This is a genomic window from Amycolatopsis sp. CB00013 (assembly GCF_001905755.1).
Classification (GTDB): Bacteria; Actinomycetota; Actinomycetes; order Mycobacteriales; family Pseudonocardiaceae; genus Amycolatopsis; species Amycolatopsis japonica.
This window is the reverse complement of record NZ_LIWC01000005.1, coordinates 629,604-646,525: the sequence shown is the minus strand read 5'-3', so window position 1 is coordinate 646,525 and position 16,922 is coordinate 629,604. Positions and strand designations below refer to the sequence as shown.

17 protein-coding genes are annotated in these 16,922 nt (G+C 67.9%); 11 read left to right on the top strand and 6 right to left on the bottom strand.

What is annotated here, in order from left to right; genetic code table 11:
- Positions 1-49: 49 nt before the first annotated feature.
- Entirely contained in the window at positions 50-508 is a 459-nt protein-coding gene (locus AMK34_RS32990; protein WP_037346056.1) for a membrane protein, read from the top strand.
- A 40-nt stretch (positions 509-548) separates the two neighbouring features.
- Here AMK34_RS32990 and AMK34_RS32985 read toward each other — a convergent pair whose 3' ends face one another.
- Both AMK34_RS32985 and AMK34_RS32980 read right to left on the bottom strand, forming a co-directional pair.
- Positions 549-851, bottom strand: coding sequence for a hypothetical protein (locus tag AMK34_RS32985; protein WP_228694684.1), 303 nt, complete (start codon positions 849-851; stop codon positions 549-551).
- Positions 852-888: 37 nt separating this feature from the next.
- A complete protein-coding gene (locus AMK34_RS32980) occupies positions 889-1,521 on the bottom strand; it encodes a hypothetical protein (protein ID WP_038518662.1) in 633 nt (210 codons plus the stop codon).
- 367 nt (positions 1,522-1,888) lie between these two features.
- On the opposite strand from AMK34_RS32980, the gene AMK34_RS43055 reads away from it, so the two are divergent.
- From AMK34_RS43055 to AMK34_RS32960, 5 genes are all read left to right on the top strand, one after another.
- Positions 1,889-2,062, top strand: a complete 174-nt coding sequence (locus tag AMK34_RS43055) for a hypothetical protein (protein ID WP_158073312.1) — start codon at positions 1,889-1,891, stop codon at positions 2,060-2,062.
- Positions 2,063-2,153: 91 nt separating this feature from the next.
- Positions 2,154-4,766 carry a CHAT domain-containing protein gene (locus tag AMK34_RS32975; protein ID WP_083650069.1) on the top strand — a complete coding sequence of 871 codons (2,613 nt, stop codon included), beginning with the start codon at positions 2,154-2,156 and terminating at the stop codon, positions 4,764-4,766.
- A 212-nt stretch (positions 4,767-4,978) separates the two neighbouring features.
- Positions 4,979-5,494 (top strand): lytic polysaccharide monooxygenase auxiliary activity family 9 protein, encoded by a 516-nt coding sequence (locus tag AMK34_RS32970; protein WP_016331699.1) that lies wholly within the window; start codon positions 4,979-4,981, stop codon positions 5,492-5,494.
- Positions 5,495-5,571: 77 nt separating this feature from the next.
- Positions 5,572-6,513, top strand: coding sequence for a DNA polymerase domain-containing protein (locus AMK34_RS32965; protein WP_073847940.1), 942 nt, complete (start codon positions 5,572-5,574; stop codon positions 6,511-6,513).
- 72 nt (positions 6,514-6,585) lie between these two features.
- Positions 6,586-7,740, top strand: a complete 1,155-nt coding sequence (locus tag AMK34_RS32960) for a 4-hydroxybenzoate 3-monooxygenase (protein WP_073847939.1) — start codon at positions 6,586-6,588, stop codon at positions 7,738-7,740.
- 147 nt (positions 7,741-7,887) lie between these two features.
- On the opposite strand, the gene AMK34_RS32955 is transcribed toward AMK34_RS32960, so the two are convergent.
- From AMK34_RS32955 to AMK34_RS32945, 3 genes are all read right to left on the bottom strand, one after another.
- On the bottom strand, positions 7,888-8,514 hold the full coding sequence (locus AMK34_RS32955) for an AAA family ATPase (RefSeq protein ID WP_038518657.1): 627 nt from the start codon (positions 8,512-8,514) through the stop codon (positions 7,888-7,890).
- 55 nt (positions 8,515-8,569) lie between these two features.
- Positions 8,570-9,235, bottom strand: coding sequence for a DUF998 domain-containing protein (locus AMK34_RS32950; protein WP_038518655.1), 666 nt, complete (start codon positions 9,233-9,235; stop codon positions 8,570-8,572).
- Positions 9,236-9,316: 81 nt separating this feature from the next.
- The gene (locus AMK34_RS32945) at positions 9,317-10,468 is read right to left on the bottom strand and encodes a beta-ketoacyl synthase N-terminal-like domain-containing protein (RefSeq protein WP_038518654.1); all 1,152 of its coding nucleotides are present in this window, start codon (positions 10,466-10,468) and stop codon (positions 9,317-9,319) included.
- Positions 10,469-10,602: 134 nt separating this feature from the next.
- Between AMK34_RS32945 and AMK34_RS32940 the strand changes: the two genes are divergently transcribed.
- The 4 genes from AMK34_RS32940 to AMK34_RS32920 all read left to right on the top strand — a co-directional run bounded on the left by AMK34_RS32940 (position 10,603) and on the right by AMK34_RS32920 (position 15,184).
- Complete coding sequence (locus tag AMK34_RS32940; protein WP_038518652.1) at positions 10,603-13,179, top strand: sensor domain-containing protein; 2,577 nt, start codon at positions 10,603-10,605, stop codon at positions 13,177-13,179.
- Positions 13,180-13,279: 100 nt separating this feature from the next.
- Positions 13,280-13,846 carry an Rv1733c family protein gene (locus AMK34_RS32935; protein ID WP_073847938.1) on the top strand — a complete coding sequence of 189 codons (567 nt, stop codon included), beginning with the start codon at positions 13,280-13,282 and terminating at the stop codon, positions 13,844-13,846.
- Positions 13,847-14,256: 410 nt separating this feature from the next.
- Positions 14,257-14,820, top strand: a complete 564-nt coding sequence (locus tag AMK34_RS32925; RefSeq protein ID WP_174492059.1) for a TetR/AcrR family transcriptional regulator — start codon at positions 14,257-14,259, stop codon at positions 14,818-14,820.
- 1 nt (position 14,821) lies between these two features.
- Complete coding sequence (locus AMK34_RS32920) at positions 14,822-15,184, top strand: tautomerase family protein (protein ID WP_073847935.1); 363 nt, start codon at positions 14,822-14,824, stop codon at positions 15,182-15,184.
- On the opposite strand, the gene AMK34_RS32915 is transcribed toward AMK34_RS32920, so the two are convergent.
- Positions 15,185-15,880 carry a CDP-alcohol phosphatidyltransferase family protein gene (locus AMK34_RS32915; RefSeq protein ID WP_038518643.1) on the bottom strand — a complete coding sequence of 232 codons (696 nt, stop codon included), beginning with the start codon at positions 15,878-15,880 and terminating at the stop codon, positions 15,185-15,187.
- Between the two features lie 60 nt (positions 15,881-15,940).
- On the opposite strand from AMK34_RS32915, the gene AMK34_RS32910 reads away from it, so the two are divergent.
- Positions 15,941-16,921, top strand: a complete 981-nt coding sequence (locus AMK34_RS32910; RefSeq protein WP_073847934.1) for a zinc-dependent alcohol dehydrogenase — start codon at positions 15,941-15,943, stop codon at positions 16,919-16,921.
- Position 16,922: the final 1 nt, after the last annotated feature.

The window sequence follows — 16,922 nt, the reverse complement described above, 5'->3', positions numbered from 1 at the left end:
CGAAAACACCGGTACCGGACACCTCGGCGATGATCATAGGCTCGGTGGCGTGTCGAAAATCCTCTTGATCCTCCACGTGCTCGCCGCCGTCATCGCGGTCGGCCCGGTCACCGTCGCGGCGAGCATGTTCCCCGCCGCGGCGCGAAAAGCCTTCGCCGAACCGGGTTCCGGGCTGTCCGTACTGCGCGCGCTCAACCGGATCTGCCGCGTCTACGCGATTTTCGGTATCGCGGTGCCGTTCTTCGGGCTGGCGACGGCGGGAAGCATGCGGGTCTTCGGCGACGCGTGGGTGATCGTGTCGATCGTGCTGACCGCCGCGGCCGCCGGTGTGCTGGCGTTGCTGGTGCTGCCCGGGCAGAACGCGATCCTCGCCGCGCTGGACGCGGAGCCGCCGTCGGCGCCGGTCACCGCGGGGCGGGTGGCGATGTACACCGGGATGTTCAACCTGCTGTGGGCAGTGGTGACGGTGCTGATGATCGTTCGGCCCGGGTCGACCACGGGGGCCTGAAAGAGCCTCGTGAGTGGATTCCCACTCACGAGGCTCTTGGTCAGGCGCTCAGCAACTGATTGAAGAACGACCGGTAGCGGCGAAGCGCGATCCGGAGGTCTTCGGTGGCCGGTTCGCCCTGGCTCCACGCGGATTCCAGTTCCTTCTTGTGGTCTGCGAAGGTCGTGGCCAGATTTTGGATCACCACCGCGACGAGTTCGTCGGCCTCCTTGACCGCTCGTCGCGGATCGTCCACAAAGGCCGTCTGGATGCCTTGCCAGCTGTCGCGGAACCTCTCGACGTCGACGTTTTCGAACAACGTCTGCGCGTCGTCTTCGGTGGTGCGCCGGGAATCGGTGGCCACCAGGTCCTCGGTGCCCAGGGGACGGCCGGCGTCGCCGTCAGCGGTCCGATCCTCGTCGGGCCGTTCCGTCGTCCCCGCGACGCGTTCCGTTCCCTCGGTTTCCAGTGGCCTGCTTTCCATGGCTTTCCGCTCCTTCGCCGGCATCGGTCAACAGATCTTCGAACACTTCGCGGTAGTGCTTCATCGCTTCCCGCATGTCCTCTGTGGACATTTCGGATTCCCGGTGGCGCACCAGCGTGTCGTGCCCGGCGCGGTAGTGCCGCAACGCGTTCGCGTGCCGGACGGACAGATCCGCGAGCTGCTGGTCGTACCCTTCGGTCGGGTAGCCGCGCTCGGCCATCAACGAGACCAGCACCCGATCCGCCTCGACGACGGCGCCGGACGGGCGGTCGACGAACTGTTCCTGGATCAGCGCCCATTCCTGCGCGTACCGGTCCTTTGTGGTCTCCGGCAACGGCCGGATGTCGAGATCCGAATGTCGTTTCACCCGCGACGAAAGCTCACGTTCGGCTTCTCGCGGGCTTTCGTGCTCCTTGACGGCCCGGTCGTATTCGGGCCCGAACGTCTCTCGCAATCGCCGCCTGCGTTGTCCTTCGATGACGAACCAAGCGGCCGCTCCCACCACCAGGATCGCGGCGATGACGATGATGATGACCAACCACGTGGGCATCGTTATCTCTCCTCCGGATATTCGCCGGTCATCCCCCGACAGGCGGTGAGTTCCCCGCCTTCTCGGCCGGAAACCCTTGTGCCGCAAGAAGTTTTGGATCTTAGGCCGGATGGCCCAGCGAAATGATCTCTCTTGGGCCACTTCGCGGACGTCTGTGCGGCCATGCGGAGGAGGTCGTGAGGCTCGCTAATCAAGCGTCCCCCTATTGGGTGCCGCCGATGACTCAGTGTAGGTAAAAACTCCCGATCACTGCTCCGTTGTGGCACTATTGCCCCGTTCGCAGGAAGAGGGCCTGCGAACGGAGGGGGCCGCCGTAATGGGGCTGCCTGGTACGACAGAAAAGATCATCAGGGGAGGAGATCGTCAAATGTCGACGCCTACGGACGTCAAGGACCCCATCGGCGAGGAGGAGCCGGTCGACCCGGCTCAGCCCAAGCCCGACCAGGGAGAACACCGGCACAGTCCCGATTGTGAGCACCAGAACGAACGGGTCCGCGACTGCCCTGGCGGCTGCGCCCAGACGCCGCCGCCCACTCCCTGAGCGATGCTCCTGGCTGAAGATGTTCGCCCGTCACCCGGTTTAGAACCGGTGGCGGGCGACTCTCGGCTACGGAGTGTGCTGTCATAGATCAGTGGCGGTAACACAGCTCGATCAAATCGAGGTCATTCGCAAGGCGCGCGAACTCCAGCGCGCCGGTATCGATGCCGCGTGTTCGGCCCGTCAACGCGAAGGAATCCTCCTGCTCCGCCGGGGCATGGCGTTGCTCGATTCCATTCATCCGGTCGCCGAGCGGATGAGGCACGATTGGCTCGCCACCCGGATCCGGCTGGCTTCCAGTATCGCGACCGTGGGGTCGGAGACCAGTGGGGGCGTCGCTTCCGGGCTCGCCGGTCTGGACGACGTACGACTGTTGCTGAAAGCGGTGGACGACCCCCGTCTCTACGCGGAATTACGCGGACAGCTCGACCACAATTACGGACTCCTGCTCATGGCGGTGGGCCGGAACGAGGAAAGCACGGCGTATTTCGATTCGTCCCTGGCGCACAAAGAGGCCTTGCTCGCCATGGCGAAGGATCCTTCGACGTCGCTCGACCCCTACCTGGGCACGTTGACCACTCGCGGGCTCGCGTACACCAGACTCGGCGACGTACGGCGGGCGAGGCGAGACCTCGTCAGCGCCGTGGAACTCGCGGAACGGAACGGTCTGCGGGCGCAAGCCGCGGACGTCCGCCGCCCGCTGGGCACGCTCGAACTCCGCGTCGGGAACGTACCCGCCGCGCTGCGACTCTACGAGGAAAGCGAGCGGATCTACCGCTCGCTCGACCTGGACATCCCGCCGCTGCTGAGGTGGGAGCGGGCCGAAGCGCTGTTGACCGCGGGCCTTGCCGAAGAGGCCGGAGCCCATCTCGACGAGATCCTGCCGGTGATGCTGGAACAGCGGAGTATCACCAGAGACCTGGGCGGAGTGGAGTTGTTCCGCGCTTCCGCGGCGCTGATGACCGATGATTTGGAGCTCGCGCGGACCTACGCCACCTCGGCCCGTCGTCGTACGCTCCGCTGGGGCTGTCAGACCTGTGTCGCCAACGCGACCATCGTCGGCCTCCGCGCCGACGTGCAGGAAGCCTTGCGCACCAACGAAATCCCGCCCACCCTGACCTCGCGCGCGTTGCGGGCGGCGAACGGGATGCCGATGCCGCGGCTCGCCGATCAGGCCGCGCTGGCGCGGATGCTGGCGGTTCGGGTCGAGCTGCGGAAGGGGAAACGCAAACGCGCCGCCGAGCTGCTCGCGCGGATTCCGCAGCCGGGGCGGTTGACTTCCGTCGATTACCGGATGCTGCGCAGGCTTTGCCGTGCGGAACTCGCGGTGGCCGAGGGGGACAAGACCAAGGCGCTGGCGGAGATCCGGGCCGGGCTCACCGAACTCGACCGCGTCCGCGACCGGATGGGCGGTATCGAGCTGGTGTCCGGTACGGCCCTGCACGGCAGGGAGCTGGCGGATCTGGCCGTCAAGATCGTGCTGGAGCGGGCCGACGCGGCCCGGTTGTTCGGCTGGACGGAGCGGACCCGGGCGCAAAGTTACCGGTATGAACCTGTTGTCGCGACCGATCCGGAGCTCGCCGAGCGGGTCGGCGAGGTCCGGGGGCTCGATCAGGCGATCCATCAGGCGCAGCACGAGGGGCATCCGACGGCGGCCTTGCGGACGAAGCACGCCGAGCGGTTGCGCGAGGCGCATCGGCTCGGCTGGCATACGGGTCGCTGGGGGAGGCCCCGGCCGGTCGCGCGGCTCGCGGAGGTCGCCGAGGAGCTGGGCGAACGCGCGTTGGTGAGTTTCGCGTCGTCGGGGGACGACCTGGTGGCGATGGTCGTCGTCGACGGGCGGTGCGAGCTGATGCGGCTCGGTTCGGCCGAGCGGGCGGCGGAGTCGGCGCGGATGCTGAACGTCGACCTCGACGCCCTCGCGCCGGATCGCCTGCCGGCGCCGTTGGTCCAGTCGGTGCTCGGGTCGGCGCGGAAACAGGCCGACCGGCTGGACACCCAGCTGATCCGGCCGCTCGAAGCGCTGCTCGGGGATCGCGGCCTGATCGTCGTGCCGACCGGCCCGTTGTTCGCCGTCCCGTGGGGAGTGCTGCCGGCGTTGCGGTCGCGGCCGATCGTCGTCGCGCCGTCGGCGACGGCCTGGCTGGGGGCGGCGCGGTCGACCGTCTCCCGTGCGCGGAAGGTCGTTCTCGTCCGGGGCCCCGGACTTGTCGGGACGCGTGGTGAGCTGGACAAACTCGCCGTGCATTACCGGACCGCGCGGACGCTGGCCGGCGCCGAGGCGACCGTGTCCTCTGTTTTGCACGCGCTGGACGGGGCGAAGCTCGCGCACATCGCCGCACACGGTGCGCACGAGCCCGAGAACGCCTTGTTCTCCCGGCTGGAATTGGCCGACGGCGCGCTCTTCGCGCACGAGATGGCCGGGTTGGCGCAGCCACCGACACAGGTCGTCTTCGCGGCGTGCGAATTGGCGCTGAACCGGATCCGGCCCGGCGACGAGGTCCTCGGTTTCGCCAGCGCGTTGCTCGCGAGCGGTTCGCGGACGGTGATCGCGCCGTTGAGCCGAGTCGGTGACGAGGCCGCGGCGGCCGCGATGGACGATTACCACCGCGGTCTCGCGGGAGGGGCCGGACCGGCGACCGCGCTGGCGGACACCATCGCCGTTGATCCGTTCCGGCGACCGTTCGTCTGTTTGGGTGCGGGCTGATCCTCCGGCTTGACAACCCCTGTTCGATCTTCACGACTCCAAGTGCCCGGTTGGTTACTCTTGACCGAGTCGTCTGAACCAATTATGGTCTAGACCACATTCGCCGGCTCGGCGCTTCGGCGGATGTGTCCCCACCTTCATTGGTATTTCGCTCGCTGTGACCCAGGAATCTCGAGTCCGCGGTGGGTGTAGAGATTGGGAAAGGGGTAGGCATGAGCTTCAAACGACGGCTTTTGACCCTGGCGGCCGGTGCGGCGATGGTGCCGGCGGCCCTGGTCGCGATCCCGGCGGGCACCGCCAGCGCGCACGGCTACGTTTCCTCGCCCGCGAGCAGGCAGGCGCAATGCGCCCAGAACACCGTTTCCTGTGGCTCCATCAAATGGGAGCCGCAAAGTGTCGAAGGCCCCAAGGGTCTCATGAGCTGCAACGGCGGTGTCGGCCGTTTCGCGGACCTCAACGATGACAGCAAGGGCTGGAAGGTGCATTCCCTCGGCCGTACCACCACGTTCCGGTGGACGCTGACGGCTCGCCACCGCACCAGCACTTGGGAGTACTTCGTCGACGGCGCCAAGGTCGCCAGCTTCAACGACGGTGGCGCGCAGCCGGGTGCCACGGTCACCCACAGCGTGAACCTGCAGCAGAGCGGGCGGCACAAGATCCTCGCCCGCTGGAACGTGTACGACACGGCGAACGCGTTCTACGCCTGCATCGACGCCAACATCAGCTAAGTAGTGGCGCTCGTGAGCGGTAATGACGGTTCCCACCGTCATTACCGCTCACGAGGCTTTTGTGTCAGGCTCGTCCCATGTGCGAACGGGACGGCGTCAAGCTGACCAATCTCGACCAGCCCTTGTTCGAGGGCGCGACCAAACGCGACCTGGTGGATTATCTGGACGCCGTCGCGGACCGCCTCGTCCCGGTGCTGGCGAACAGGCCGCTTTCGGTGATCCGGATCCTGCGCGGCCAGGACCCGTTCATGCAGAAGAATCTGCCCAAGTACACGCCCGACTGGGTGAAGCGGTACGGGATGTGGGCGGAGACGTCGAAGCGGCAGGTGTCGTACGCGCTCTGCGACGACCGCCGCACGCTGCTGTGGTTCGCGAACCAGCGCGCCGTCGAATATCACCCGACGTTGATGACCGCGGACGTCGACGCGGGGCCCACTCATCTCGTGCTGGATCTGGACCCGCCCGCCGGTGACGATTTCGCGCATGTCGTGAAGGCCGCCGTGCTGGTGCGCCAGGCGCTCGCCGAATCCGGCCTCGTCGGGACGGTGAAGACCAGCGGTTCCAAGGGAGTGCACATCTTCGTCCCGCTGGTGCCGGGACAAGGCGGCGAAGACGTCTTCGCCGCGACCCGCGCGCTCGCCGCCCGCGCGGAGCGGCTCGATCCGTCGGTCGCGACGACCGCGTACATCGTGGAAGACCGCGAGGGCAAGGTGTACCTCGATTCGACGCGGGCGGGCGGCAACACGGTCGCGGCGGCGTACAGCCCGCGCCTGCGGCCGGGGCTGCCGGTGTCGTTCCCGGTGGCCTGGGACGACCTCGAAAACGTGGTCCCCGCCGATTTCACCGTGCACACGGCGCCCGATCTCCTTGGCGGCAAGGATCCGTGGGCCGAGTCGATGCCGGAACCGCAGACACTGCCCGCCGACCTTGTCGAACAGGGGCACACGATCCCGATCGCGCGGGTCGTGGCGATGCACGAGGGGAAACGCCGGGCGAGGGCGCGCGAGCGGAAGGACTGAACGCCCACGGCGTCACGGTGTTTTGTGTACCTTGGACCGCGCTGGGGGCGGGCGAAGGTACTGGGGGCTTTCGTGGGAAAGATCGATGCCGACGTGGTGATCGTGGGGGCCGGTCCGGCCGGGCTCACGCTGGGGAACCTGCTGCGGGCGGCCGGGATCGACTGCTTGATCCTCGAGCGGCAAAGCCGTGAGCACGTCGAAAACCGGGCGAGGGCGGGATTTCTCGCCGCGAACAGTGTCCGCGTGCTCACCGAGAACGGGCTCGCCGCCGGGCTGATCGAGAAGGGCGCGAGGCACGACACCTGCGCGTTCCGCAATGATCAGGCCGAATTCGAGCTGAAGTACGGCGAACTGGGGAACGGCGAGGTGCACACCGTTTACCCGCAACAGTTCCTGGTCACCGACCTGATCGCCGAGTTCCTCGCTCGCGGCGGGGAGATCAGGTTCGGCACCGAGGTCTCGTCGGTGTCGGGCATGGACGCGACGGTCATCGCCGATGATCTTCTGTTGCGCGCCAAGTACATCGCCGGCTGCGACGGCAGGCGCGGTGTTTCGCTGAAATCCGTCCCCGCGCGGGTCTTCCGGCGGGACCACGACATCTCGTGGCTCGCGATCCTCGCCGAGGCGCCGCCGAGCATGTCCGCGATCGGGTACGCGATCCACGAACGGGGCTTCGCCGGGCATATGGCGAGGACGCCGACGGTGACGCGCTATTACCTCGAAGTCCCGCGCGGCGAGGATCCGGAAGAGTGGGGAGACGACCGGATCTGGGACGAACTGCACGTGCGGATGCGCTCCGATCGCTACGGCGAGCTCAAACGCGGCGCCATCATCGAGCGCCGGATCGTGGACATGGCCTCGCGCGTGATGGACACGATCCAGCGGGGGAACCTTTTCCTCGCGGGGGACGCGGCGAGCCTCATCAGTCCCGCCGCCGCGAAGGGCGCGAATCTCGCGCTGATGGAGGCCGAGATCCTCGCGCACGCGTTGATCGAAGCCCATACCGAGAGCGACACGACGGCGCTCGATCGCTATTCCGCCGACTGCCTGCCGCGGATCTGGCGTGCACAGGAGTTCTCGCTCTGGATGATCAATCTGCTGCACGGCCCGGCTGGATACGACGACGAGGCCGTCTTCCAGCGGGCACTGCGGGACGCGCGGTTGGAGAGCCTGCGGGTTTCCCGTGCGCACCAAGACTTCTTCGCCGAAAACTACGTGGGTATCTGAACCGGACGTCCGTCGCGTCCGTATTCCGGGGAAAGAGGATTTCGCGGAGTGAAAGGACGAACGACGATGCCGGTACGCATCCGCTGGACGCCGCCGAACCCGCACCCGAATTGTCCCGGCCCCGCGGACGAACCCGAGCCGGAACCGCTAGCCCGCGCGGACTGTGTGTGCGGCAGGGCGCTCGACGCGGAGGAGCCGGACGTCGCCTGAGCGGTGTCTCCCCGGCTCCTCCTCGGTGACGAAGCGCAGCGCGCCGGTGACCTCGCGGGTCACCATCCGCGCGCTGTGCCAGCCCGCCGGGACCCAGCCTTCACGCAGGGCGCGGCGGACCTTCTCGGCCCTTTTGACGTGGCGGGCGAACGAATGCCGCCGGATGACCCGCCCGCGCGCGACTTGGCCCGCGCGGGCGTCTTCCGGGGCCACGTCGAGCCACAGCAACCGGACCGGACGTCGGCTCAGGAGGCCGAGCAGGGCCAGCAGGCCGCGGGTCGTGGCCCTGGTCGACGGTTCGTGCACGACGAGCGGGCCGCCGTCCGCCAGCGCGGAGCGGACGACCCGCGCGCGATGCCAGACGTGGACCAGCGGCCGGTAGATCCGGTACGGCAGCGCGGGCGGCAGCCGTTCACGCAGCCGCGCGCGGACCTGGTCGGAATCGAGTACCGGTAGCGCGCCGGTCGCCGCCCGGGACAGCAGGGTGGTCTTGCCCGCCCCGGGAATCCCCGCCACCACCAGCAGGTCGCGACGGCCGAGCCGGAGTGCGATGCGATCGGTCATACGGCCTCAACGACCCGGCCGAGGATAAAGGTTCCTTTACCTTGATCGGCACAGGTCAGGCCGTCACGCGCGTTCCCGGCAGCGCGGTCTTGTCCGGCAGCAGCGTCCCGCCCTTGGTGAGCCACGCGACACCGAACGCGAGGATCGCCACCGACTCCAGCCACAGCGCCGGGTAGAGGTCCTTCGTCAGGTCGTCGAACACCAGCCCACAGAGCACGATCAACGCCAGGCACACCAGCATGATCACGCCCGACGCGACGTACAGCCGGTTCCGTTCGGGTTTGCGGGCGCCGGGGATCTCCTTGTCCGACTTGGTGAACAGCACGATGCAGAAGAACGCCAAGGTGAGGAAGAAGACCGCGGCGAAGCCGAGGTGCAGCAGCCCGATGATCTCGTCCGAGCGGTCGCCGTTCGCCGGTGTCGTGGGGAAGAGCGCCACCCCGACGGCGGCCACCGCCGCGATGTTCCCGGCGATGTCGTCGACCCGGCCGTAACCCCGGTAGGACAACAGGAAGACGCCGATGGCGCACATGACGCCGACCCAGACGTCACGCATTCCCGAGTAGTAGTAGCCGCTGATCGAATTGAGCAGGCCGCCACCGTCGACGACCAGCTTCCCGAAGACCAGCACGAAGGGCAGCCCGATCCCGAGGAAACCTATGGCGCGCCGCAAGAACAGGTAGTTGTGGACGAGATTGTCGGATGCCGTTCGCGGGCTCATGGTCGCCTCCGTGCTCAGAGCTTGTCGCTAGATAATGACAGCTCGTGACGACGTTGAGACCGTGTGTTATCGAATTGCTCGTTAGGGGGTTTCCAGTACGACAGCCGCGACGTACCCGCCCATCCCGATCGACGTCTTGACGGTGAGCCCGCTTTCCGGGCGGGACGGTCCGTCCAACAGCTGCGGATGCCCGTCCGCCACCGGTTTCGGTGCCGGCACCAGATCCCGCTCGGCCGCGAGGCAGATCGCCGCGATCTCGGTCAGCGCGCTGCCCGACTGGCTGTGCCCGGTCAGCGGTTTGATCGAGTAGATCCCGGTCTCGTGGGGGAAGACCGCTTCGAGGATCTGGGATTCCGTGCGGTGGCAGAGTTTCGTGCCGGTGCCGTGCGCGTTCAGGTAGCGGACGTCCGACGGTGCGGCGGCCGCGTTCTCCAGCGCGCCGGTCACCGCCTCGATCGCGCTCGTCGAATCAGGGTCGAGCGCCATCGCGTTGTGCGCTTCGTGCGTCATCGCGCCGCCTCGCAGCGTCGCGTACGAATCGGTCTTCCGCTGGGTCAGCACGACCGCGACCGCGGCCTCGGAGAAGGTGAAACCCTTTGTGCCCTCTTGGAAAGGGCGGCAGGCCTCGAGCGGGGGCACGTCGGTGATCGCCACCCCGCAGTGCACGAAGTTGCGCACCATCGGCCTGGTCGCGGACAGATCGGTGGTGACCACGACGACGTCGTCGGCCATGTCCGCGTCCAGCCACATCTTCGCGGTGAGCACGGCGGCACTGCCGGTCGCGCACATCGCGGACGTGGCCATGGAGGGGCCGTGGAAGCCGAACTCCGACATCAGCGTGGCGATCGGGGTCGAGGGCATCATGCCGATGAACTCGCGCCGGTACATGAGCTGCTCGCCGAGTTCGGTGAGCCTGTCCCAGGTGCGCAGGTCCTCACGGACGCCGCCGGAGATCACCCCGACCCGGCGTCCCGGCGTCCAGCCTCGCGAGCCGGCGTCTTCGATCGCCTCGCGTGCCGCGGCGAGCAGGGCGCGCGCGTGCAGGCTGCCGTCCCTCGCCTTGCCGCCCTCGGCGATATGCGCGACCCAACCGGGCAGATCCGGGGTCTCCCCGAAGCCGTCGGTGAATTGGGCGCAGGGGACGCCGCTCGCCAGGCCCTCCCAGAGTGATTCGCGCCCCCAGCCGTAGGCGGTTACGGCGCCGATGCCGCAGATGTCTGTTTTGCTCCGCACGTGTTTCCCTTCAACTACATTCAGTCAACGCTGGGGTGGAATAGCCGCACCGATCAGCTGTCCGGGGAGGACGGCTACGTCGATTTAGTGATCTAATCGGAAGCTACATCAGTCGAGTAGGGGGTTTGGATCAGATGGATCCTGACGATCTCGACGGTGGGACTCCCGACACCCACCGGCCCTCGGATCAGGATTCCTCGCCAGCGAACGGCACCGCGACCCGCACGGTGGGAAAAACCGACCGGCACGCGTCGCTCGTCCGTCTGCTGACCGAGTTGTCCGCCGAGAGGGATCGGCGCGGCGAACCCGCGCTCGCTTTTCTCGGCCAGGGGTACCGCCTTTTGGAGCAAAATTCCGACAGCGGGACTTTGGGGACGCAATATCTCACGATGGTGGAGGCGAGCCCGTACGGGATCTGTGTCCATCAGCGGGGCAAAGTCGTGTTCGTGAACTCGGCCACCATGCGCTTCGTCGGCGCGAAGGTGTCGACCGAGATCATCGGGATGCACATCACGGATCTGGTCGACGCGGGTTCGCAGGACGCGCTGCTGGCGCGGATCGGGTCGCTGGCCTCGCCCGGCTCGTTCAGCGAACCGACGGAGATGACCTTGCGGACCCTTCAGGGCCGCAGCGTCGCCGTCGAATCCCAGGCGGTGCTCACCACCTGGGAGGGCAAGCCCGCGTACCAGGTGATCATGCGCGATCTGACGACGCAGAAGGCGGCCGAGTCGGGCCTGCGGTTCCAGGCGGCGCTGGTCGGCCACGCGAGCGACGCGATCATCGCGACGTCGCCCGACGGGCTGGTCACGAGCTGGAACCCGGCGGCCGAGGCCGTCTACGGGCACGACCTCGACCAGGTCATCGGGGTGCCGGTGGCCGAGGTCGTCGGCGCGCCGATGAGCCCGCGGGAGGTCGTCGCGGCGGGTGGTGTCGTGCAGGCGACGCATTACAGCGCCGACGGCACGGCGCTGGCGGTGCGTGTCTCCGCGGCCGAGATGTTCGACGGCTACGTGCTGCTGTGCGCCGACGAGACCGCGCAGCGCCGGGCCGAGGCCGAATTCGCCACCGTCGTCGAGACGCTCGACGAGGGAGTGCTGCTGGTCGGCCCCGGCGGGCGGATCGAGCTGGCGAACTCCGCGGCGCACCGGATCGCCGGCGTGCCGTCGGGATCCCTGGTCGGCCTGGAGAGCCGGACGCTGCGACTGCACGACGAACAGGGCGTCCCGGTGCCCGTCGACGATCTGCCGTCCGCGCGGGTGCGCCGGTCCGGGAAGGTCGAGACCGGGCGGGTCGTGCAGGTGCGGCGGCGCGACGGCGCGCACCGATGGCTTTCGCTGACCTCCGGCCCGCTGATGGCGCCCGGTCAGAGCGTGCCCTCGGTGCTGACCTCCTTCGCCGACATCACCGAACGGCGGGCGATCAGCGAACGGCTGGCCTACGAGGCCACCCACGACCCGCTGACCAGGCTCGCGAACCGCACGTACGCGCTGAACCACCTGCGCCGGACGATCGCCGACCCGGCGGCCACGACCACCGTGATGTTCATCGACCTCGACAAGTTCAAGATCATCAACGATTCGCTCGGTCATACCGTCGGCGACCAGGTGCTGCGCATCATCGGCGACCGGCTGCGGGCCGCCGCCGGGCCTTCGGACCTGGTCGGACGGCTCGGCGGGGACGAGTTCCTGGTCATCACCACCGGTTATACCGAAGCCGCCGAGGTGCGGGCGCTCGCCGATCATCTCCAGCGGCGCCTCGCCGAATCGCTCACCGTGCACGGCCGAGAACTGCATATCAATACGAGCATTGGAATAGTGATCGCCGAACCGGGCGATCGGCGCACCGCCGACGAATTGCTGGAAGACGCCGATTTGGCGATGTATCAGGCGAAAACATTCGGCCCCGGTCGTTACGCGTTCTATGCGCCGATCATGCGGAAACGAGTGCGGGACCGTTTCGCGCTGGAACAGGATCTGCGGAACGCCGTCGCGGAAGGGCTGGTCGAGACCGTTTATCAGCCCGTCGTCGATTTGCGGACCGGTGAGATGGTCGCGGTGAAGGCGAAGTCCTGTTGGGACCATCCCGTTCGCGGGCCGATCGATCCGGCGGAATTGGCCGAGCTCGCCGACGACGGCGATCTTTTGACGGTCATCGGGGCGGAGGTTCTCGCCAAGGCCGCCTGCGAGATCTCTCGATGGCGTGCCGATCATGGTGTGCACTGTAATGTGAATGTGAGCCTTTCGGTCCGCCAACTGGGCGATCCCACGTTGCTGCAAGTGGTTCAGACAACACTGGAGAGCGCCGGTCTCGGGCCGCAGGATCTGAGTCTCGACGTCGACGAGACGGCGCTGAAGGACGCGGCCGACGCCGTCGACGCGCTGCGGAAGACCGGGGTGCGGGTGACCGCGGAACGGTTCGGCGCCGGGTACTCCTCGCTCGCGCAGCTGTGCAGGCTCGATCTGAGCGTGATCGAGATCGACCGGTCGTTCGTGGCCGACCTCGGACGATCGAGCGACGCCGAACCGATCGTCGCCGGGATCATGGCGATGGCGCACGCCGTCGACCTCATGGTCGTCGCGGAAGGGGTCGAGACGGCGCGGCAACTCGAAGTGCTGCACGAGCTCGGTTGCGACTGGGCGAAGGGGCCGCTGGTGGCTCCGCCGGGCCGGGTCGAAGACCTGAAGCCCGCGTACGAACACGTTGTGCGGTGAACCGGACGCTCGCCGCGTACGTGGTCCTTTGATGCGGGACCAAAGCCTCCTGTCGTGACGGCTCTTCCCGGCGCAGGCTTACCGGTGAAGGAGGTCCGTCGTGTCGCTTGTGTACCTGTGGCGCCGGATCCACCTCGGCCGCGGCTGGGACCGGGTCGAGGCGGCGATCTTGATCGCCTGCGTCCTGATCGCGCTGCTCGGTGTGCCGCTGGCCGCGGCGGCGGGCTCGGAGGCCTACGCGACCATGATGGCGCGCTCGGCTCTTGAGACGGCTTCGCGTCACTCGACGACCGCGTTCCTGCTCGAAGACGCTCCGCCGGCGCGCGTCGGTGTCGATGGGACGCCCTCCGTGGAGACGGCTCCGGTGACGGCGCGGTGGGCGTTGCCGGATGGTCGGTTTCAGGAGGCGCGTGTCACTTCGGACCTCGGCGCTTCGGCGGGGGACCCGGTGATCGTGTGGCTCGACGATTCCGGTGCCGTCGTCGAGCCGCCGGTGACGCCGCTGGACGCGGCCAGCACGGGGATCGGTGTCGGGGTGGGGGTGTGGCTGGGCGCAGTGACGCTGCTGGCGGCGGGGTATCTGCTCGCGCGGCACCTGCTGAACCGGGCGCGGTGGGCGGCTTGGGACCGGGAGTGGGAGCGGTTCGGGCAGGACTCGCGTTCTTGAGGCTTTGGCGCGTTTAGTCCTCTTAATGCCTGCGGTCCGTGAAGGCCTCCTTGAGGGACCCTGGGTCCCTCAAGGAGGCCTTCACGTACTTGGGGAAGGTGTGAAGGTCGAGTTTCCTCGGCTGAGCCGAGGGAAGGGGGCCTTCACGCGCGCTGGCTGTGAGGCCTGAGGGTTCTGTGGCGTATGTGGTGATTTGGCGGTCCGTGAAGGCCTCCTTCCCTACTTTGAGGGTAGTGAAGGAGGCCTTCACGGACCGGTGGCCATCGCGGAGCGCGTGAGCCTGCGCGTTTAGTCCTCTAAATGCGGAAAGTGGGCGCTGACCTGCGGGGAAGCGTCAAAGTGGTAGCAAAGGTCCCTTGCTCCCACACGCGTGGCTTGTCTCTGTACCTACTAGTATGTACGGTCAGGACGTGGACAAGAGGGAACGGCTCATCGAGAGCACTCGCGAGCTTCTGTGGGAGCGCGGGTACGTCGGCACCAGCCCGAAGGCGATCCAGGAGCGCTCCGGCGCCGGCCAGGGCAGCATGTACCACCACTTCCAGGGCAAGTCCGAACTCGCGCTCGCCGCGATCGGCCGCAGCGCCGACGATCTGCGCGCCAAGGCGGAGGCCGAGTTCTCCGGGCCCGGTTCGGTCGTCGAGCGCATCACCGTCTACCTGCGCCGCGAGCGCACCGTGCTCAAGGGTTGCCCGGTCGGCAGGCTCGCCCAGGATCCCGACGTGATGGCCGACGCGGAGCTGCGAAGGCCGGTCGAGGAGTACTTCGGCTGGCTCACCGGGCGTCTCGCCGAGTTGCTCGAAGAGGGGCGCGCGGCCGGTGAGCTCGATCAGGCACTCGACCCGCTCACCACGGCGACCGCGCTGGTCGCGGTGCTGCAGGGCGGCTACATCCTCGCCCGCGCCGCCGACTCCCCGGACGTGTTCGCGAAAGCCGTCGACGGCGCCCTCGGCCTGCTGACCACCAAGGAGAACTGACATGCCCTTCGTCCGCATCGACACCATCGGGACCGAGAAGCTCGAAGCCCTCGGCTACGCCGTCCACGACGCGATGGTCGAGACGCTCGGCATCCCGGACGACGACCGCTTCCAGGTCCTCAATGGCCAGAGCACCCTGAAATACGACGACTACCTGGGGATCCGCCGCGACGAGGGGGTCGTGTACGTCACGATCACCATGCGGCAGGGCCGCACCGACGTGCAGAAGAAGTCCCTGTACCGGCGGATCGCGGAGCTCGCCGAGGAGTACGCGGGGACCGAGCCGCGGAATGTGCTCGTCACGATCACCGAGAACAATCCCGTCGACTGGTCGATCGGGAACGGCGAAGCGCAGTACGCGTGATCACGCGGGCGCGGCGGTGAAGGCGTGCTGCTCCAGCAGCCACCACGTGTCGCGTCCGAACGACCAGGTCAGCAGTGCCAGCGCGCCCAGTGTCACCACGAAACCGGCCCAGAGCGGCAGGACCGTCGAGGCCACCACGACCAGCACGATGCCCTGGACCGCCGCGACGGTCTTGCGCGCCATGCTCGGCGGAAGCGGCGTGTTCAGCCACGGCCACAGCCTGCCCGCCACGACGAAGACGTAGCGCATCGCGCCGATCGTGAGCACCCACGGGCCCAGCGACTGCGCGACGACCACGCTCAGGATCAGGATCAGATACGCGTCGACCTCCATGTCGAACCGCGCGCCCAGCGGCGACGCCGTCCCGGTGCGGCGCGCGACCTGGCCGTCGACGGCGTCCAGGGCGAGCGCGACCGACGCGATGACGACCATCGCGACGATCTCCCGGCCCGCGGTGTCGACGACGAGCGCGGTCACGCAGCCGACCAGCCCGGAGCGAGCGAGCGTCACGGCGTCGGCGGGGCCCAGGGAGCGCGCGGTGCTCCGGTTCAGGCCGTAGGTCAGGAATCCGCCCACGGCGAGGCCGTAGGCCGCTCCGGCGAGCCAGCCCAGCGGGCCCAGCCCGGTGACGGCGTCCAGCGTCCCCAGCAGCGCCAGCTGGACGAGGACCCCCAGGAAAATACCGGGGTTGATCACGAGGCCTCCTCGTTATGGTGGCGGTGACCCCGCTTCCAGGGTCCGACATGAGAGGACACGATGGAACGCGCCTTCTGGTTCAGTGGTTCCGGCGACGGTGAGCTCAGGCCCGTCACGCTCCCTCCGGTCGGCGATGACGACGTGCTGGTCCGCACCCTGTACACGGGCGTGAGCCGCGGCACCGAGACGCTCGTCTTCCGCGGCGAGGTCCCACCGAGTCAACGTGCGGCCATGCGCGCGCCGTTCCAGGAAGGCGATTTCCCCGGTCCCGTCAAGTACGGATACCTCAATGTCGGCGTGGTCGAACGCGGTCCGGACGACCTCGTCGGGCAGGTCGTCTTCTGCCTCTATCCACATCAGACGCGCTTTGTCGTCCCGGCGTCGGCCGTCACGCCGGTGCCGAGCGAGGTCCCGCCGGAACGCGCGATCCTCGCGGGCACGATCGAGACCGCGGTCAACGCCGTCTGGGACGCGTCGCCGAAAATCGGCGACCGGATCGCCGTGGTCGGCGCCGGGATGGTCGGCGGCGGCGTCGCGAAACTGCTGGCCGGTTTCCCCGGGGCCAGGGTGCAGCTGATCGACGTCGACCCGGAGCGCGCGAAGATCGCCGAAGCGCTCGGTGTCGACTTCTCGACACCCGAGGACGCGCTGGGCGAATGCGACCTCGTCGTGCACGCCAGCGCGAGCGAAGCGGGGCTCGCCCGGTCTCTGGAGCTGCTCGCGCCGGAAGGCGAGGTCATCGAGCTGAGCTGGTACGGCGACCGGCGGATCAGCGTCCCGCTCGGCGAGAACTTCCACTCCCGACGGCTGGCTGTCCGCAGCAGCCAGGTCGGCATGGTCTCGCCGTCCCGCCGCCTGAACCGGACCTACGCCGACCGCTTGGCGCTCGCTTTGCGTCTTCTCGCCGATCCAGGATTCGAAGTGCTGGTCAGCGGGGAATGTCAGTTCCGTGAACTGCCGGACGTCTTGCCGCGTCTGGCCGCGAATGAACCAGGAACGCTCTGCCTCCGTGTCACCTATCAGATGGAGGACACGCGTTAAG